Origin of the sequence: Klebsiella pneumoniae, assembly GCF_000742135.1 — a bacterium.
Lineage (GTDB): Bacteria > Pseudomonadota > Gammaproteobacteria > Enterobacterales > Enterobacteriaceae > Klebsiella > Klebsiella pneumoniae.
In genome coordinates, this window is sequence record NZ_KN046818.1 from 1,355,328 (window position 1) to 1,369,905 (window position 14,578).

The window sequence follows — 14,578 nt, forward strand, 5'->3', positions numbered from 1 at the left end:
AAAGAGGCGGCAGAGAGGAGGGCGGGGACGAAAAGCAGCGCCCCCTGATGGAGGGCGCTGGCGATTATCGGGCGATAAACTGATATTCCGTCAGGCTGACATACTCCTGGCCCGGACGTAATACACAGTCCGGCTGCGGCCATTGCGGATGGTTCGGCGAATCCGGCAGGAATTCGCTCTCCAGCGCCAGTCCCTGCCAGTCGGCGTAGGGCTCCGTCGTCTGCGACGGGGTGCCGCCGAGATAGTTGCCGGAGTAAAACTGCAGCGCCGGAGCGGAGGTATAGACCGTCATCTGCAGCTTGCCATCCTGCGACCAGACCTGTGCCGCAGGCTGGCTGGCGTCGCCTTTGGCATCCAGCAGGAAGGCATGATCGTATCCCTTCACCTTTTGCTGATCGGCATCCGCGAGGAAGTCGGCGGCGATGGTTTTCGGCTGGCGGAAATCAAAGCTGGTGTTAGCAACATCTTTCAGTTCGCCATCCGGGATACCGTCGCTTTCCACCGGCAGATACCTCTGGGCGAGGATCTGGAGCTGATGCTGGCGCACATCGCTCTGCTCACCGTCGAGGTTGAAATAGACGTGATTGGTCATATTCACCGGGCAGGGTTGGTCCACGGTGGCGCGATAGGTAATCGCGATGCGGTTATCGTCGGTCAGACGATAGTGCGCGGTGGCCTGCAGGGTGCCCGGAAAGCCTTGATCGCCATCGGGCGAGGTCAGGGCGAACAGCACTTCCTGCTCGTCGGCGCGGACAATGCGCCAGCGGCGCTTATCAAATCCTTCCGGGCCGCCGTGGAGCTGGTGGCCCGCGTCGTTTGACGGCGTGACGTTGACGACCTGGCCGTCAAGCGGGAAGCGGCTGTGGCCGATACGGTTGGCGTAGCGGCCTACCGAGGCGCCAAGAAATGCGGCCTGGCGAGCATAGTCTTCCAGCTTTGCGCAGCCCAGCAGCGGTCGGCGCAGGCTGCCATCGGCCAACGGCACCTCGGCGCTGAGCAGCGTCGCGCCCCAGTCCGCCACGGTGACGGTCATCCCCGACTTATTGCGCAGGGTCACCTGCTGCCATGGCTGACCGTCCGGGGCCAGCGCGGTGGTTTGCGTTAGCATTGCCCGGCCCCCTGTGACGGTTTGCAGACATAGAATGTCTCTTTAATACCGGTTTTCGCTTCATACTCGTTGGCAACGGCCTGCTGAACGGTATCGACCAGATCTTCCGGGATTAACGCTACCACGCAGCCGCCAAAGCCGCCGCCGGTCATGCGCACGCCGCCCTTATCGCCGATCGCGGCCTTAACGATCTCCACCAGGGTGTCGATCTGCGGGACGGTGATCTCGAAATCATCACGCATCGAGGCGTGGGACTCTGCCATCAGCTCACCCATCCGCTTCAGGTCGCCTTTTTCGAGGGCGCTGGCGGCTTCCACAGTGCGGGCATTCTCCGTCAGCACGTGGCGTACGCGCTTCGCGACGACCGGATCCAGCTCATGGGCGACGGCGTTAAATTGCTCAAGGGTGACATCGCGCAGGGCGGGCTGCTGGAAGAAGCGCGCGCCGGTTTCGCACTGTTCACGACGGGTGTTGTACTCGCTGCCGACGAGGGTACGCTTAAAGTTGCTGTTGATGATCACCACCGCCACGCCTTTCGGCATCGAGACGGCTTTGGTGCCCAGCGAACGGCAGTCGATCAGCAGCGCGTGGTCTTTTTTGCCCAGCGCTGAAATCAGCTGATCCATGATGCCGCAGTTGCAGCCGACGAACTGGTTTTCCGCCTCCTGGCCGTTGAGGGCGATTTGCGCGCCATCCAGCGGCAGATGATACAGCTGTTGGAACACGGTGCCGACGGCGACTTCCAGCGAGGCTGAGGAGCTTAACCCCGCACCCTGCGGTACATTGCCGCTGATCACCAGATCCGCGCCGCCAAAGTGGCTGTTCCGCTGCTGCAGATGCTTTACCACGCCGCGGACATAGTTCGACCACTGCTGGGTGTCGTGGCTGATAATCGGCGCGTCGAGAGAGAACTCATCGGTCTGATTGTCGTAATCGGCGGCAATCACCCGCACGGTACGATCGTCGCGCGGCGCACAGCTGATCACCGTCTGGTAGTCGATAGCGCAGGGCAGCACAAAACCGTCGTTGTAATCGGTATGCTCGCCGATCAGGTTGACGCGGCCTGGCGCTTGAATGACATTGCTGGCCGGGTAGCCGAAGGCGTCAGCGAACAGGGTTTGGGTTTTCTCTTTCAGACTCATCATTACACTCCGGATTCACGAAAATGGACGTCGCTGACGGCGCGCAGTCGTTCGGCAGCTTGCTCGGCGGTCAGATCGCGCTGAGTTTCGGCCAGCATCTCATAACCAACCATAAACTTGCGGACCGTCGCGGAGCGCAGCAGCGGCGGATAAAAGTGGGCATGAAGCTGCCAGTGGTTATGGTCTTCGTCGTTAAACGGCGCGCCGTGCCAGCCCATGGAGTAGGGGAATGAGCACTGGAACAGGTTGTCGTAACGGCTGGTCAGCTTTTTCAACGCCAGTGCCAGATCGCTGCGCTGGGCGTCGGTGAGATCGGTAATGCGCTGCACGTGCGCTTTCGGCAACAGCAGCGTTTCGAACGGCCAGGCGGCCCAGTAGGGCACCACCGCCAGCCAGTGCTCGGTGTCCACCACCGTGCGGCTGCCGTCGGCCAGTTCGCGCTGCACATAGTCCAGCAGCATCGGCTGGCCCTGTGCGGCGTAATACTCTTTCTGCAGACGGTCTTCCCGTTCCGCTTCATTGGGCAGGAAACTGTTGGCCCACACCTGACCATGCGGGTGAGGGTTGGAGCAGCCCATCGCTGCCCCTTTGTTTTCAAAAACCTGCACCCACGGGTAGCTTTTCCCGAGGTCCGCGGTCTGTTCCTGCCACGTTTTAACCACGTCTTCCAGCGCTTCAAGGCTCAGTTCCGGCAGCGTTTTGCTGTGGTCTGGCGAGAAGCAGATCACCCGACTGGTGCCGCGGGCGCTCTGGCAGCGCATCAGCGGATCGTCACTCTCCGGTGCGTCCGGGGTGTCGGTCATCAGGGCCGCAAAGTCGTTGGTAAATACGTAGGTACCGGTGTAATTCGGGTTGGTGTCGCCGGTCACCCGGGTGTTGCCCGGGCACAGGAAACAGTCCGGATCGTGGGCCGGCAAGGTCTGTTTTGCCGGCGTTTCCTGCGCCCCCTGCCAGGGGCGCTTGGCGCGATGCGGAGAAACCAGAATCCACTGTCCGGTTAACGGGTTATAACGACGATGTGGATGGTCAACGGGGTTAAATACGCTCATGAAGGTTCCTTAGTCTGGATAACCCTGCGGATGACGGGACTGCCAGTGCCAGGTGTCCTGCGCCATTTCGTCCAGGTTGCGCGTTACGCGCCAGTTCAGCTCGCGGTCGGCCTTGGCAGCATCCGCCCAGTAGGCCGGGAGGTCGCCATCGCGGCGCGGCGCGAAATGGTAGTTAATGGGTTTGCCGCAGGCCTTGCTGAAAGCATTGACTACGTCGAGCACGCTGCTGCCGACGCCGGCGCCAAGGTTGTAGATATGCACCCCGGCTTTGTCAGCCAGTTTTTCCATGGCCGCGACGTGGCCATCGGCGAGGTCCATCACATGGATGTAATCGCGCACGCCGGTACCATCTTCGGTCGGATAGTCGTTACCAAAAATGGCCAGCGATTCGCGACGGCCAACGGCGACCTGGGCGATGTAGGGCATCAGGTTGTTCGGGATCCCCTGCGGGTCTTCCCCCATGTCGCCCGACGGGTGGGCGCCGACCGGGTTGAAGTAGCGCAGCAGGGCAATGCTCCACTCCGGCTGGGCTTTCTGCAGGTCGGTCAGGATCTGCTCTACCATCAGCTTGCTTTTGCCGTAAGGGCTTTGCGGGGTGCCGGTCGGGAAGCTTTCGACATACGGGATTTTCGGCTGATCGCCGTAGACGGTAGCGGAGGAGCTAAAGATAAAGTTCTTCACGCCAGCGGCGCGCATGGCAGAGACTAATTTCAGTGTGCCGGTGACGTTATTGTCGTAATATTCCAGCGGCTTGGCGACGGACTCCCCGACGGCTTTCAGCCCGGCGAAGTGGATCACTGCCTCAATGGCGTGATCGTGGAGGATCTCCGTCATCAGCGCTTCGTTACGAATATCGCCTTCAATAAAGGTGGCTTCTTTGCCGCCGAGACGTTCAATCACCGGCAGTACGCTGCGCTTGCTGTTGCAGAGATTGTCGAGGATCACCACCTCGTGTCCCTGCTGCAGCAGTTGAACGCAGGTATGACTTCCAATGTAACCGCTACCACCTGTAACCAGAACTTTCATGATTCGCTCCATTCGGCTTATCGTTTGTGAGGAAGATAGCATATCAAAGAAGTGAAAAGTGTGACATAGGGCAAGTTAGTGGAATCGTTTACACTTGGGGTGTAAATAACGTAAATTTTATATTTTTAATTTTAATTCAATGTATTAGGTTTGTTTGGCGCTATTTTTCTGAAAAATACCAGGGATCTTTCGATCCCCGGCAGGGGGCGTCAGGCCACAGGGCCGAGCTGATAAGTGTAACCGTCTCCACTGGGAACGAACGCCAGGCGATGGGTAATACAGTCCGGGGCATCTTCTGCATGGTGCGAGACAAACAGCAGCTGTGTGGCCCCTTCGCCAATCAACACGTCGACAAAGCGGCGCACCAGCTGGCGGTTGAGGGGGTCCAGCCCCTGCAGCGGTTCATCGAGGATCAGCAGGGTTGGATGCTTCACCAGCGCGCGGACGATAAGCGCCAGCCGCTGCTGGCCCCACGACAGACTGTGAAACGGCGCGTCGGCGGTGCGCTTATCGATGCCGAGAATATCCAGCCATTGCTGCACCAGCTTATGCTGCTTGTCGGAGACCGCCTGATAAATGCCGATCGAGTCAAAATAGCCCGACAGGATGACGTTGCGGACGTTGGTGCTGACCCGGTAGTCCAGATGCAGGCTGCTGCTGACGTAGCCGATATGCTTTTTAATATCCTAGATGGTCTCACCGCTGCCGCGCCGGCGGCCAAAGAGCGTGAGATCGTTGCTGTAGCCCTGCGGATGATCCCCGGTGACCAGGCTCAGCAGCGTAGATTTACCGGCGCCGTTGGGACCGACGATCTGCCAGTGTTCGCCTGGATTCACGGTCCATGAGAGGTGATTGATGACCGGGCGATCGTTATAGGAGACCACGCCGTCGTTGAGCACGATACGCGGCGCCGAGTCTGCCAGCGCATGACGGGCCGGTGGGACATCCGGCTCCGGCAGGGTGATGCCGTCCAGTTTTTCACTGTGCGCCAGCTGGGCGACCAGCGCCTGCTGCAGCAGGGAAGACTTCTCGCCGGTCTCGCTGAGGGTGCAGTCAGCCAGCACGCCGGCGAATTGCACAAACTCCGGGATCTCATCGAAACGGTTGAGCACCAGCACCAGGGTGATGCCGGCGCTGTGCAGGTCGGCCAGCAGGGCAGCAAGCTGCTGGCGGGAGTTGACGTCGAGACCGTCGAAAGGTTCATCGAGGATCAGCAGTTGCGGATCGGTCATCAGGGCCTGACACAGCAGGGTCTTACGCGTTTCCCCGGTCGACAGGTATTTAAACCGGCGGTCCAGCAGGGCGCTGATGCCAAACTGTTCGGCCAGGCGCGCGCAGCGGGCAGGATCTTTCACCTCATCCTGGATAATCTCCGCGGTGGTGCGGCCGGTGTCTTCTTCGCCTGGGCTGAGCAGGTCGGTGTTATTGCGCTGCCACTCGTTGCTGACCAGCTTCTGCAACTGTTCGAAGGAGAGGCGGGTCACGCGGGAGAAGTGGCTTTCGCGCTGGCCGCTGAGCAGGGTCAGGTCGCCTGCCAGGGCCCGCGCGAGGGCGGATTTGCCGCTGCCGTTGCTGCCGACGAACGCCCAGCTTTCACCCGCCGCCACGCTCAGGTGGTCTATTTTTAAGGTCTTTGTATCGCTCAGGCGAAACGTGCCTTGCGAAATTTGCAATGATGACATGATGTATCCCATTTTTTGCAGCGATGTGCATCAGGGATACGACTTCAGGCGCGTAATGTCAATGGGGTCAGCATAACGTCGCGAGAATGATGCGATCGGCATTGAAGTAAGCGATCGCCTCCGTTCCTTCCGCCAGGCCAGCGGCCTGCGCCTGTGGCAGGGTGGCGCACAGGGTTTGACCGTCCGCCAGGGTCATCAGTACTTCGCACTGTCCGGACCCGCATTCGATATGACTGATACGTCCCGACAGCTGGTTATCGGCCTGGCGGGCTGCTGCGGGATCGAGGGTGATGCCGACCCATGGCGCTTTGAGCAGGACCAGCACCTCCTGGCCCTCATCGAGTCCCAGCTTCTCAGCGCTTTGCGCGGTGATGGCGACGTTCAGGCGGGTTTTTCCGTCAGCCAACAGTACTTCCACGTGCTGCTGCACCTGCTGGCGATCGCGGCCGGTAATGGTGCCGAACCACTGGTTGCGGGCGCTGGTCTGCAGGGAAAAGCGCGAGATGGCCGCCAGCAGGCTATCCAGCGGCAGGGCATCGTCATCGCTGAGTACATCAAACGCTTTCTGCTGGATCTGCGCCAGCAGATCGTACAGCTGGATCAGACGCTGCCCGTAGCGGGTCAGCACCGCGCCGCCGCCGCCCTTTCCGCCGGTGGCGCGATCCACCAGCGGTTGTTCGCTGAGCTGGTTCATCTCATTGATGGCATCCCAAGCGCTCTTATAGCTGATACCCGCATGCTTCGCCCCCTGGCTTATCGAACCGGTCTGGTCAATCTGTTTGAGCAGGGCGATCCGCCGCGGATCGGCAAACAGGCGCTGCTGTAGCTTAAGGGTGAGAAGAATTTCGGCCTGCATAATCGTTTCCTGACAAAAAAGGGTATTGTGACCGATAGTCGCCCACTTGCAAAACCTCTCTGCGCGGTTGGTCATTACCCACCGCACAAATGGGACGTGTTTTTTCGGCTGAAATCGTTACAATCAGGAAATCATACTATCTGGAGTGAACCATGTTAGAGCTTTTGAAAAGTCTGGTTTTTGCGGTCATCATGGTACCGGTGGTGATGGCGGTCATCCTGGGACTGATTTACGGTCTTGGCGAAGTGTTCAACCTCTTCTCCGGCGTAGGCCACAAAGATCGCAGCCAGCAAAATCACTGATTTCCCGGCGCCCGGTTTAACCGGGCGCTGTGCTATTTCCCTCCTGTATCATTTCCCTTCGTTTTATTGTCCTGTATCACTATAAAAACGCTTCGCATATCGTTATATTATCGACTACATAACGCATTGACAGGAGAGTAAGATGGCAGGTTCTTGGTTACGCGGGGTTGTCGGGGTATCACTCACGCTGTGCGTCGCGGGTCAGGCGCTGGCGGCAGAGGGTAAAGTGACCGTTTTCGCCGCCGCATCGTTAACCAACGCGATGCAGGATATTGCCCAGGCGTACAAGAAAGAAAAAAACGTCGAGGTCGTGTCGTCGTTTGCCTCGTCTTCAACGCTGGCGCGGCAGATAGAAGCGGGTGCGCCAGCGGACCTGTTTATCTCCGCCGATCAGAAATGGATGGATTACGCGGCAGATAAAAAGGCCATCGATCCGGCAACCCGCGCCACTCTGCTTGGCAACAGCCTGGTGGTGGTCGCGCCGAAAGCCAGTGCGCAGGGGGCGATAACCATTGATGAGAAAACCGACTGGACCAGCCTGCTGAAAGGAGGCCGTCTGGCGGTGGGCGATCCACAGCATGTCCCGGCCGGTATCTATGCCAAAGAGGCACTGCAGAAACTCGGTGCCTGGGAGACGTTGTCGCCGAAGCTCGCCCCGGCTGAAGACGTGCGCGGTGCGCTGGCGCTGGTGGAGCGCAACGAAGCGCCGCTGGGGATTGTCTATGGCTCCGATGCCGTGGCCAGCAAGGGGGTGAAAGTGGTCGGCACCTTCCCGGAAGCCTCGCATCAGAAAGTCGAGTACCCGCTGGCGATTGTCGATGGGCACCGCAATGCGGCTGTGAGCGCCTTCTATGACTACCTGAAAGGGCCGGAAGCGTCCGCTATCTTTAAACGTTACGGATTTACCACCCGCTGATGTTTCTGAGCGAACCCGAATGGCAGGCGGTGCTGCTGAGCCTGAAAGTCTCCTCCCTGGCGGTGGCCTTGAGCCTGCCCTTTGGCATCTTTTTTTCCTGGCTGCTGGTCCGGCGCACCTTTCCCGGCAAGGCACTGCTCGACAGTATTCTCCATCTGCCGCTGGTGCTGCCTCCGGTGGTGGTGGGGTATCTGCTGCTGGTGGCCATGGGGCGGCGCGGGTTTATTGGCAGCTGGCTGTATGACTGGTTCGGCATCAGCTTTGCTTTTAGCTGGCGCGGGGCGGTGCTGGCGGCGGCGGTGATGTCTTTCCCGCTGATGGTGCGCGCCATTCGCCTGGCGCTGGAAGGGGTGGACGTCAAACTGGAGCAAGCGGCGAGAACCCTCGGGGCCAGCCGCTGGCGGGTATTTTTGACCATTACGTTGCCGTTGACTCTGCCGGGGATTATTGTCGGCACGGTGCTGGCCTTCGCCCGCTCGTTAGGGGAGTTTGGCGCGACCATCACGTTCGTTTCCAATATTCCCGGTGAAACGCGCACCCTCCCTTCGGCGATGTACACCTTGATTCAAACCCCGGGCGGGGAGGGGGCGGCGGCCCGCCTCTGCCTCATCGCCATCGGTCTGGCGCTGGTTTCGCTGCTGATCTCGGAATGGCTGGCCCGCGTGAGCCGCCAGCGCATGGGAGGATAATGATGCTGGAGCTGGACTTTACCCAGACCCTCGGTAGCCACTGCCTGCAGATCCGTGAAACTCTGCCCGCCAGCGGGATCACCGCCGTCTTTGGCGTCTCCGGCGCGGGCAAAACCTCGTTGATTAACGCCATCAGCGGCCTGACCCGACCCCAGGCGGGGCGGATCGTGCTCAATGGCCGGGTGCTGAACGACACCGCGCAGCGTATCTGCCTGGCGCCGGAGCAGCGCCGTATCGGCTATGTCTTTCAGGATGCGCGCCTGTTTCCCCATTATAAAGTGCGCGGCAATCTGCAGTATGGGATGGCGAAATCCATGGTCAGCCAGTTCGATAAGCTGGTGGATCTGCTGGGGATTGCGCCCTTGCTGGATCGTCTGCCGGGCCGGTTATCCGGCGGCGAAAAGCAGCGAGTGGCCATCGGCCGCGCCCTGCTGACCGCGCCGGAGCTATTGCTGCTGGATGAGCCGCTGGCCTCGCTGGACATTCCGCGCAAACGCGAACTGTTGCCCTACCTGCAGCGGCTGGCGCAGGAGATCCATATTCCGATGCTCTACGTCAGCCACTCGCTGGATGAGATCCAGCATCTGGCCGATCGCGTGCTGGTGCTGGAGGCCGGTAAGGTGAAAGCTTTCGGTCCGCTGGAGGAGGTCTGGAGCAGCAGCGTGATGCACCCCTGGCTGCCCGCGGAACAGCAGAGTACGATCCTCAGCGCCACCGTCGCCGCGCAGCATCCGCAGTATGCGATGACGGCCCTGGCGCTGGGGGACCAGTTGCTGTGGGTCAACCGGCTCGAACGTCCCGCAGGCGACACCGCACGGATCCGCATTCAGGCGTCGGACGTTTCGCTGACACTGGCCCAGCCGTCCGGGACCAGCATCCGCAATATCTTGCGCGCCGAGGTGGCTCAGTGTCTGGAGGTCAACGGACAGATTGAAGTGCAGCTCAGAGTGAGTGACCGTCTGCTATGGGCCAGGATTAGCCCATGGGCGCGGGACGACCTGGCGATAGCGCCAGGTCAGCAGGTGTTTGCCCAGATCAAAAGCGTGTCGATCGCCGCCTGATTACAGCAGTTGGCGGTAGATAAACTCGGCGATGCTCGTGGACTCATTGTCGCCGATGACTATGTTGGCGCGGGCTTTCACCTCGTCCACCGCGTTGCCCATCGCCACCCCGGTGCCCGCCGCTTCCAGCATGCTAAGATCGTTGTAGTTATCGCCGAAGGCCACCACATCCTGCATCGACAGCCCCTGGTCGGCCACCCATTGCGCCAGGCGTTTGCCTTTGCTGTTGCCGGCGCGCGCGATATCCACCTGATCGTGCCACGACCATTCGCACTCGAGGCCCAGCGTCTCGCCAACCTGCTGCGCAAACCGCTGCAGGCGGGGAATGTCGTCATCGGTGAGAGCGAATTTCCATACCGCGTTAACTTCGCGAACCGCCTGCGCCAGCGAATCGACCTGAGCGAAAACCGGACGCTGATCTTCCGGTAACGCCTGCGCCCAGTTGCGGGTGCGGATCACATGCCCGGTGGGGTGTTCATAAAGCATCGCGTCGTCCACATATGCCAGGCCGTGGATCTGCTGTTTGGCGAGCATGGCAGTGAGGCTTACCGCTTGCTCTACCGGCATAGGATCGGCGGCCAAAACCTTTTTTGCGTGATAATCATACAAATAGGTGCCATTACAACAAATTGCAGGTGTATCGAGAGCCAGTGCCTGATAAAAAGGATGGATAGCGACGTGATGACGTCCGGTGACGACGATGACCTGATAGCCTGCCTCTCTGGCGCGGGCCAGTGCCTCCAGCGAAGCGGGCAGAATGGTTTTTTTGCTGGTAAGCAGGGTGCCGTCTAAATCCAGGGCAATCACGCGTGTTGTCATGTGTTATTTCCGGTTGATGTTGAAAAGTGACCTGGCCATGATGGTACACCGCCGTGGCGTCAGGACCAATTTTTCCACATCTGCCGTGAATGTCTGTATGCCCTTTGTGCCGCCGTCCGGCGGAAATTCGGCGGACGATGCGAGTATCATGGGCGGATGTCTTATAATTTTCAGGGTGCTGTTATCCTGAAAATGAAAATTCCACGTGCAGTGAGGGAAGGAGTAGTCATGAAACAAACCGTTTATACCGCCAGCCCGGAAAGCCAACAAATCCATGTCTGGAGTCTTGAAGCGGACGGCAAACTGACGCTGGTGCAGGTGGTTGATGCCCCAGGGCAGGTCCAGCCGATGGTGGTCAGCCCCAACAAGGAATTTCTGTACGTTGGCGTTCGTCCGGAGTTTCGCGTGCTGGCCTATCGCATCACGCCGGATAACGGGGCGTTAACCTTTGCGGGCGAAGCTGCGCTGCCGGGCAGCCCGACCCATATCTCTACCGATCGTCATGGCCGCTTTGTCTTCAGCGCCTCCTACAATCAGGGCTGTGTCAGCGTGACCCCGCTGCACGACGGCCTGCCGGGCGAAACCATCACCGTGGTGGAAGGGCTGGAAGGCTGCCACTCGGCCAATATCTCCCCGGATAATCGCACCCTGTGGGTGCCGGCGCTGAAGCAGGATCGCATTTGCCTGTTTACCCTCAGCGACGATGGTTTCCTCTCGGCACAGGAGCCCGCGGAAGTGACGACCGTCGAGGGCGCCGGTCCGCGTCACATGGTATTCCATCCCAACCAGCAGTATGGTTACTGCGTCAATGAGCTAAACAGCTCGATTGACGTCTGGGAGCTGAAAGATCCTAAGGGCAACATCGAATGTGTACAGACCCTGGATATGATGCCGCCTGATTTTAGCGGCGTGCGCTGGGCGGCGGATATTCATATCACCCCGGATGGCCGTCATCTTTACGCCTGCGATCGTACCGCCAGCATCATCACGGTGTTCAGCGTTTCGGAAGATGGTAGCGTGCTGGCGGTAGAAGGCTATCAGCCTACCGAGACCCAGCCGCGCGGCTTTAACCTCGATCACAGCGGTAAATATCTCATTGCCGCCGGGCAGAAGTCGCACCATATCGCGGTGTACGACATCGTCGGTGAGCAGGGACTGCTGCAGGAGAAAGGCCGCTATGCGGTTGGGCAGGGGCCGATGTGGGTGGTGGTCAACGCCCACTGAACCGCCATCAGGTAAAAGAAAAAACCTCGCCTTAGCGAGGTTTTTTTTGCTCAGAGCGGACAGGCTCTGCGGAGAAGGCGTTGTCCTGGCGGGCCAGAAGCGTGGCGACGTTAGATATCGTCCATGGTGTAGCCAACGACAATCTCCAGTGTTTTTCGGATCACGTCCGCGGTCACCACGTCATCGGTGGTTTCCAGCGCCTGAATCAGCCATAAAATAATGGCCTTATTGTTCAGGTGACCCTCGGACTGGAGAATACTGTTGATGGCGAGCGACATGACGGCGGACTCATCAACCAGTTTATCACCGGCGTTACGGAAATAGTCGGAGAGCGCGGTGTCCTGCAGTCTTGCGTAAATATCTGGTTGCTGATGCATAGTCTGTCTCATCACATTCTCACTCTGTTTAATTCACCATGGTTGGGATAATCAGTGGATCTTTTTAGCTTCCGACGGCATGCTGTCTGGCGCCAGCGAACCTCTGGTTTCCCAACGGCCATTGATTTTCTTTACCTGTAAAGGCGCGTACTTCCGCTGACGGATAAGCTTCGCGCAAATTTCTTCGATCACGGCAGCGATGATCTTTCTACGCTGGCGATCTGGTTCTGTCGCCTGCATTAACCGAAGTCGAACCAGCAGGGTCGGGGTGGTAATCGGGCGATTCGTTTTCAGAAGCGCTAGAACCGCCTCGCCGATGATTTCATCGGTTATTTCCTCAGTTTCACTGTTATTCATAACCGTCTCTATGCATGCCACCCTTTTCCTGAATAGGCGAACGGGCATTCAGGTCAGCAGCAGGTTTGTGGAAGCGATCGCCCCTCATCTGCTACTGCGGCGCTGCAACAGGCGACGATCGATGACGTTATTCCTGGCCAGCAAACAGCAGACCAATTAAGGTCTGATAGTGGCTCTCTTCCTCCGGCGCGCGAGCGCGGTCCAGGCGGCTCAACAGTTTGGTGCATAGCGCTTTGCGGTTGAGATGACGCCCTTCGTTAAGAATATCCATCACGATCTGACCCAGGGTTTCCTGCTGGGAAGGCAAAGATGCTTTGTTGAAATACTGGGCAATTGCGTTCGCTGTATCTGGAATGTAACCATTCTGCTGCATATGTGCTCCTTTCATTTCATTCATCTGTTAACTGCCATTAAACTTATACAATAATTATTAACCTGTACACACAAAGTTGCACAATAATGATTCATGTTAGTTTAACTATATGATTTTTAATTGTTTAATTTTTTTTGCCTGGCGCGGTTCTGGCTTGTAAAGGTGGGGTTTAGCGTTGCATGTTGTACAAGGAAAGAAAAAAAGGGAAAACCTTGCACAAAAAAGGGATTTTTAGTGTATCTTTTTTGTTAAGACAAAACGTAGTTTTACGAGACCCTTAGCCTGATAACTGCTACTGTGAATGCTTATCCCTCCCATCTGGAATCACTATGCTAACCACCATCATTTATCGCAGCCATATCTGCGACAATGTCTCATTCAAATCGATCGAGGCCATGGTCGCCAGGGCAAACGAAAGAAATGGGCAGGCGGACGTCACCGGTATTTTACTTTTTAACGGGACGCATTTTTTTCAACTCATTGAGGGGCCTGAAGAAAAGGTTCAGGATATTTATCAGCATATCTGCCGGGATCCTCGCCACTATAATCTGGTGGAGTTGCTTTGCGATTATGCGCCGTCCCGTCGTTTTGGTAAGGTCGGGATGGAACTGTTTGATTTACGCGAACACGATCGCGAGGAAGTTCTGCAGGCGGTGATGGACCGGGGGACGTCAAAATATCAGCTCACCTATGATGACCGGGCGCTGCAATTTTTCCGTACTTTTGTCGAAGCCACAGAAAAAGCGAACTATTTTGAGATTCCTTCCGCAGATAGTTGGGTTTTTATTCCTGATAAGGAGACGTTCTATCCTGATACCCCGATTATCGATAATACGGAAGGTTGTTCCTTTGCCTTCCAGCCGATTGTCGACCCTTTCGCCTGCGAAATTATTTCGTGGGAAGCGCTGTTGCGTACACCGGACGGGCAATCCCCCGGCGCCTATTTTGCCGGGCTGACCGGGGACGATATTTATCTCGCCGACCTGCACAGTAAACGGGTGGCGTTGTCGCTGGCGGGAAAATTAGGTTTACGTAATAAGGCGTTAAGCATTAATTTACTGCCGATGACCATGGTCAAAGCGCCGAATGCGGTGGCTTTCCTGCTCGACGAAATTAGTCGCAATGACCTTATTCCGGAGCAGATTATTGTCGAGTTCACTGAGCGGGAAGTGATTTCGCGGATGGACGATTTTACCGATGCGGTGCGCAAACTGAAGGGCGCGGGAATTAATCTTGCCATCGATCACTTCGGCGCCGGGTTTGCCGGGCTATCGCTGCTGGCGCAATACCAACCCGACAGAATTAAAATCGACCATGAGCTGATCCGCAATATCCACCAGGACGGACCGCGCCAGTCGATTGTACAGGCGATTATCAAATGCTGTACTTCTCTGGAGATTGCGGTCTCAGCCGTCGGCGTTGAGCGTGCTGAAGAGTGGATGTGGCTGGAATCAGCCGGTATTTCACAGTTTCAGGGCAATTTGTTCGCCAGCGCGCGCCTGGGGGGCCTACCCGCCGTCGCATGGCCGGAGAAAAAATGAACCACCGCGAAATCAGCTAAACATTTTTTCATCTTTTTTCCCGGGCGCTGTGAGCC

15 protein-coding genes and 1 pseudogene are annotated in these 14,578 nt (G+C 58.0%); 6 read left to right on the top strand and 10 right to left on the bottom strand.

Features of this window, described 5'->3' with window-relative positions:
• Positions 1-64 precede the first annotated feature (64 nt).
• From galM to modE, 6 genes and pseudogenes are all read right to left on the bottom strand, one after another.
• Positions 65-1,108: a galactose-1-epimerase gene (galM, locus tag DR88_RS18650; protein ID WP_004147646.1), complete on the bottom strand. Its 1,044-nt coding sequence runs from the start codon at positions 1,106-1,108 to the stop codon at positions 65-67.
• Positions 1,102-2,250, bottom strand: a complete 1,149-nt coding sequence (gene galK, locus DR88_RS18645; protein ID WP_002895144.1) for a galactokinase — start codon at positions 2,248-2,250, stop codon at positions 1,102-1,104. The genes galM and galK overlap by 7 nt, the downstream gene beginning before the upstream one ends.
• 2 nt (positions 2,251-2,252) lie before the next feature.
• A complete protein-coding gene (gene galT, locus DR88_RS18640) occupies positions 2,253-3,299 on the bottom strand; it encodes a galactose-1-phosphate uridylyltransferase (RefSeq protein ID WP_002895147.1) in 1,047 nt (348 codons plus the stop codon).
• 9 nt (positions 3,300-3,308) lie between these two features.
• A complete protein-coding gene (gene galE / locus DR88_RS18635; RefSeq protein ID WP_002895150.1) occupies positions 3,309-4,325 on the bottom strand; it encodes a UDP-glucose 4-epimerase GalE in 1,017 nt (338 codons plus the stop codon).
• Positions 4,326-4,534: 209 nt separating this feature from the next.
• A pseudogene (gene modF, locus DR88_RS31265) lies at positions 4,535-6,007 on the bottom strand (molybdate ABC transporter ATP-binding protein ModF).
• A gap of 67 nt (positions 6,008-6,074) precedes the next feature.
• On the bottom strand, positions 6,075-6,863 hold the full coding sequence (gene modE, locus DR88_RS18630) for a molybdenum-dependent transcriptional regulator (RefSeq protein WP_002895154.1): 789 nt from the start codon (positions 6,861-6,863) through the stop codon (positions 6,075-6,077).
• Positions 6,864-7,015: 152 nt separating this feature from the next.
• Between modE and DR88_RS18625 the strand changes: the two genes are divergently transcribed.
• From DR88_RS18625 to modC, 4 genes are all read left to right on the top strand, one after another.
• Entirely contained in the window at positions 7,016-7,165 is a 150-nt protein-coding gene (locus DR88_RS18625; protein WP_002895156.1) for an AcrZ family multidrug efflux pump-associated protein, read from the top strand.
• Between the two features lie 142 nt (positions 7,166-7,307).
• Positions 7,308-8,081: a molybdate ABC transporter substrate-binding protein gene (gene modA, locus DR88_RS18620; RefSeq protein ID WP_004176834.1), complete on the top strand. Its 774-nt coding sequence runs from the start codon at positions 7,308-7,310 to the stop codon at positions 8,079-8,081.
• Positions 8,081-8,770, top strand: coding sequence for a molybdate ABC transporter permease subunit (modB, locus tag DR88_RS18615; protein WP_002895159.1), 690 nt, complete (start codon positions 8,081-8,083; stop codon positions 8,768-8,770). Before modA ends, modB begins: the two co-directional genes overlap by 1 nt.
• 2 nt (positions 8,771-8,772) lie before the next feature.
• A complete protein-coding gene (gene modC, locus DR88_RS18610) occupies positions 8,773-9,831 on the top strand; it encodes a molybdenum ABC transporter ATP-binding protein ModC (protein WP_004179075.1) in 1,059 nt (352 codons plus the stop codon).
• Here modC and DR88_RS18605 read toward each other — a convergent pair whose 3' ends face one another.
• A complete protein-coding gene (locus tag DR88_RS18605; protein WP_002895164.1) occupies positions 9,832-10,650 on the bottom strand; it encodes a pyridoxal phosphatase in 819 nt (272 codons plus the stop codon).
• 228 nt (positions 10,651-10,878) lie between these two features.
• Here DR88_RS18605 and pgl point away from each other — a divergent pair, with 228 nt between their 5' ends.
• Entirely contained in the window at positions 10,879-11,874 is a 996-nt protein-coding gene (pgl, locus tag DR88_RS18600) for a 6-phosphogluconolactonase (protein WP_002895166.1), read from the top strand.
• Between the two features lie 110 nt (positions 11,875-11,984).
• Here pgl and DR88_RS18595 read toward each other — a convergent pair whose 3' ends face one another.
• The 3 genes from DR88_RS18595 to ycgZ all read right to left on the bottom strand — a co-directional run bounded on the left by DR88_RS18595 (position 11,985) and on the right by ycgZ (position 12,981).
• The gene (locus tag DR88_RS18595) at positions 11,985-12,251 is read right to left on the bottom strand and encodes a biofilm development regulator YmgB/AriR family protein (protein ID WP_002895168.1); all 267 of its coding nucleotides are present in this window, start codon (positions 12,249-12,251) and stop codon (positions 11,985-11,987) included.
• A gap of 51 nt (positions 12,252-12,302) precedes the next feature.
• Complete coding sequence (locus tag DR88_RS31270; protein WP_004147654.1) at positions 12,303-12,608, bottom strand: hypothetical protein; 306 nt, start codon at positions 12,606-12,608, stop codon at positions 12,303-12,305.
• Positions 12,609-12,735: 127 nt separating this feature from the next.
• Positions 12,736-12,981, bottom strand: coding sequence for a regulatory protein YcgZ (gene ycgZ / locus DR88_RS18585; RefSeq protein WP_004151693.1), 246 nt, complete (start codon positions 12,979-12,981; stop codon positions 12,736-12,738).
• Positions 12,982-13,310: 329 nt separating this feature from the next.
• Between ycgZ and DR88_RS18580 the strand changes: the two genes are divergently transcribed.
• Positions 13,311-14,522, top strand: coding sequence for a diguanylate phosphodiesterase (locus DR88_RS18580; protein WP_004147656.1), 1,212 nt, complete (start codon positions 13,311-13,313; stop codon positions 14,520-14,522).
• Positions 14,523-14,578 lie beyond the last annotated feature (56 nt).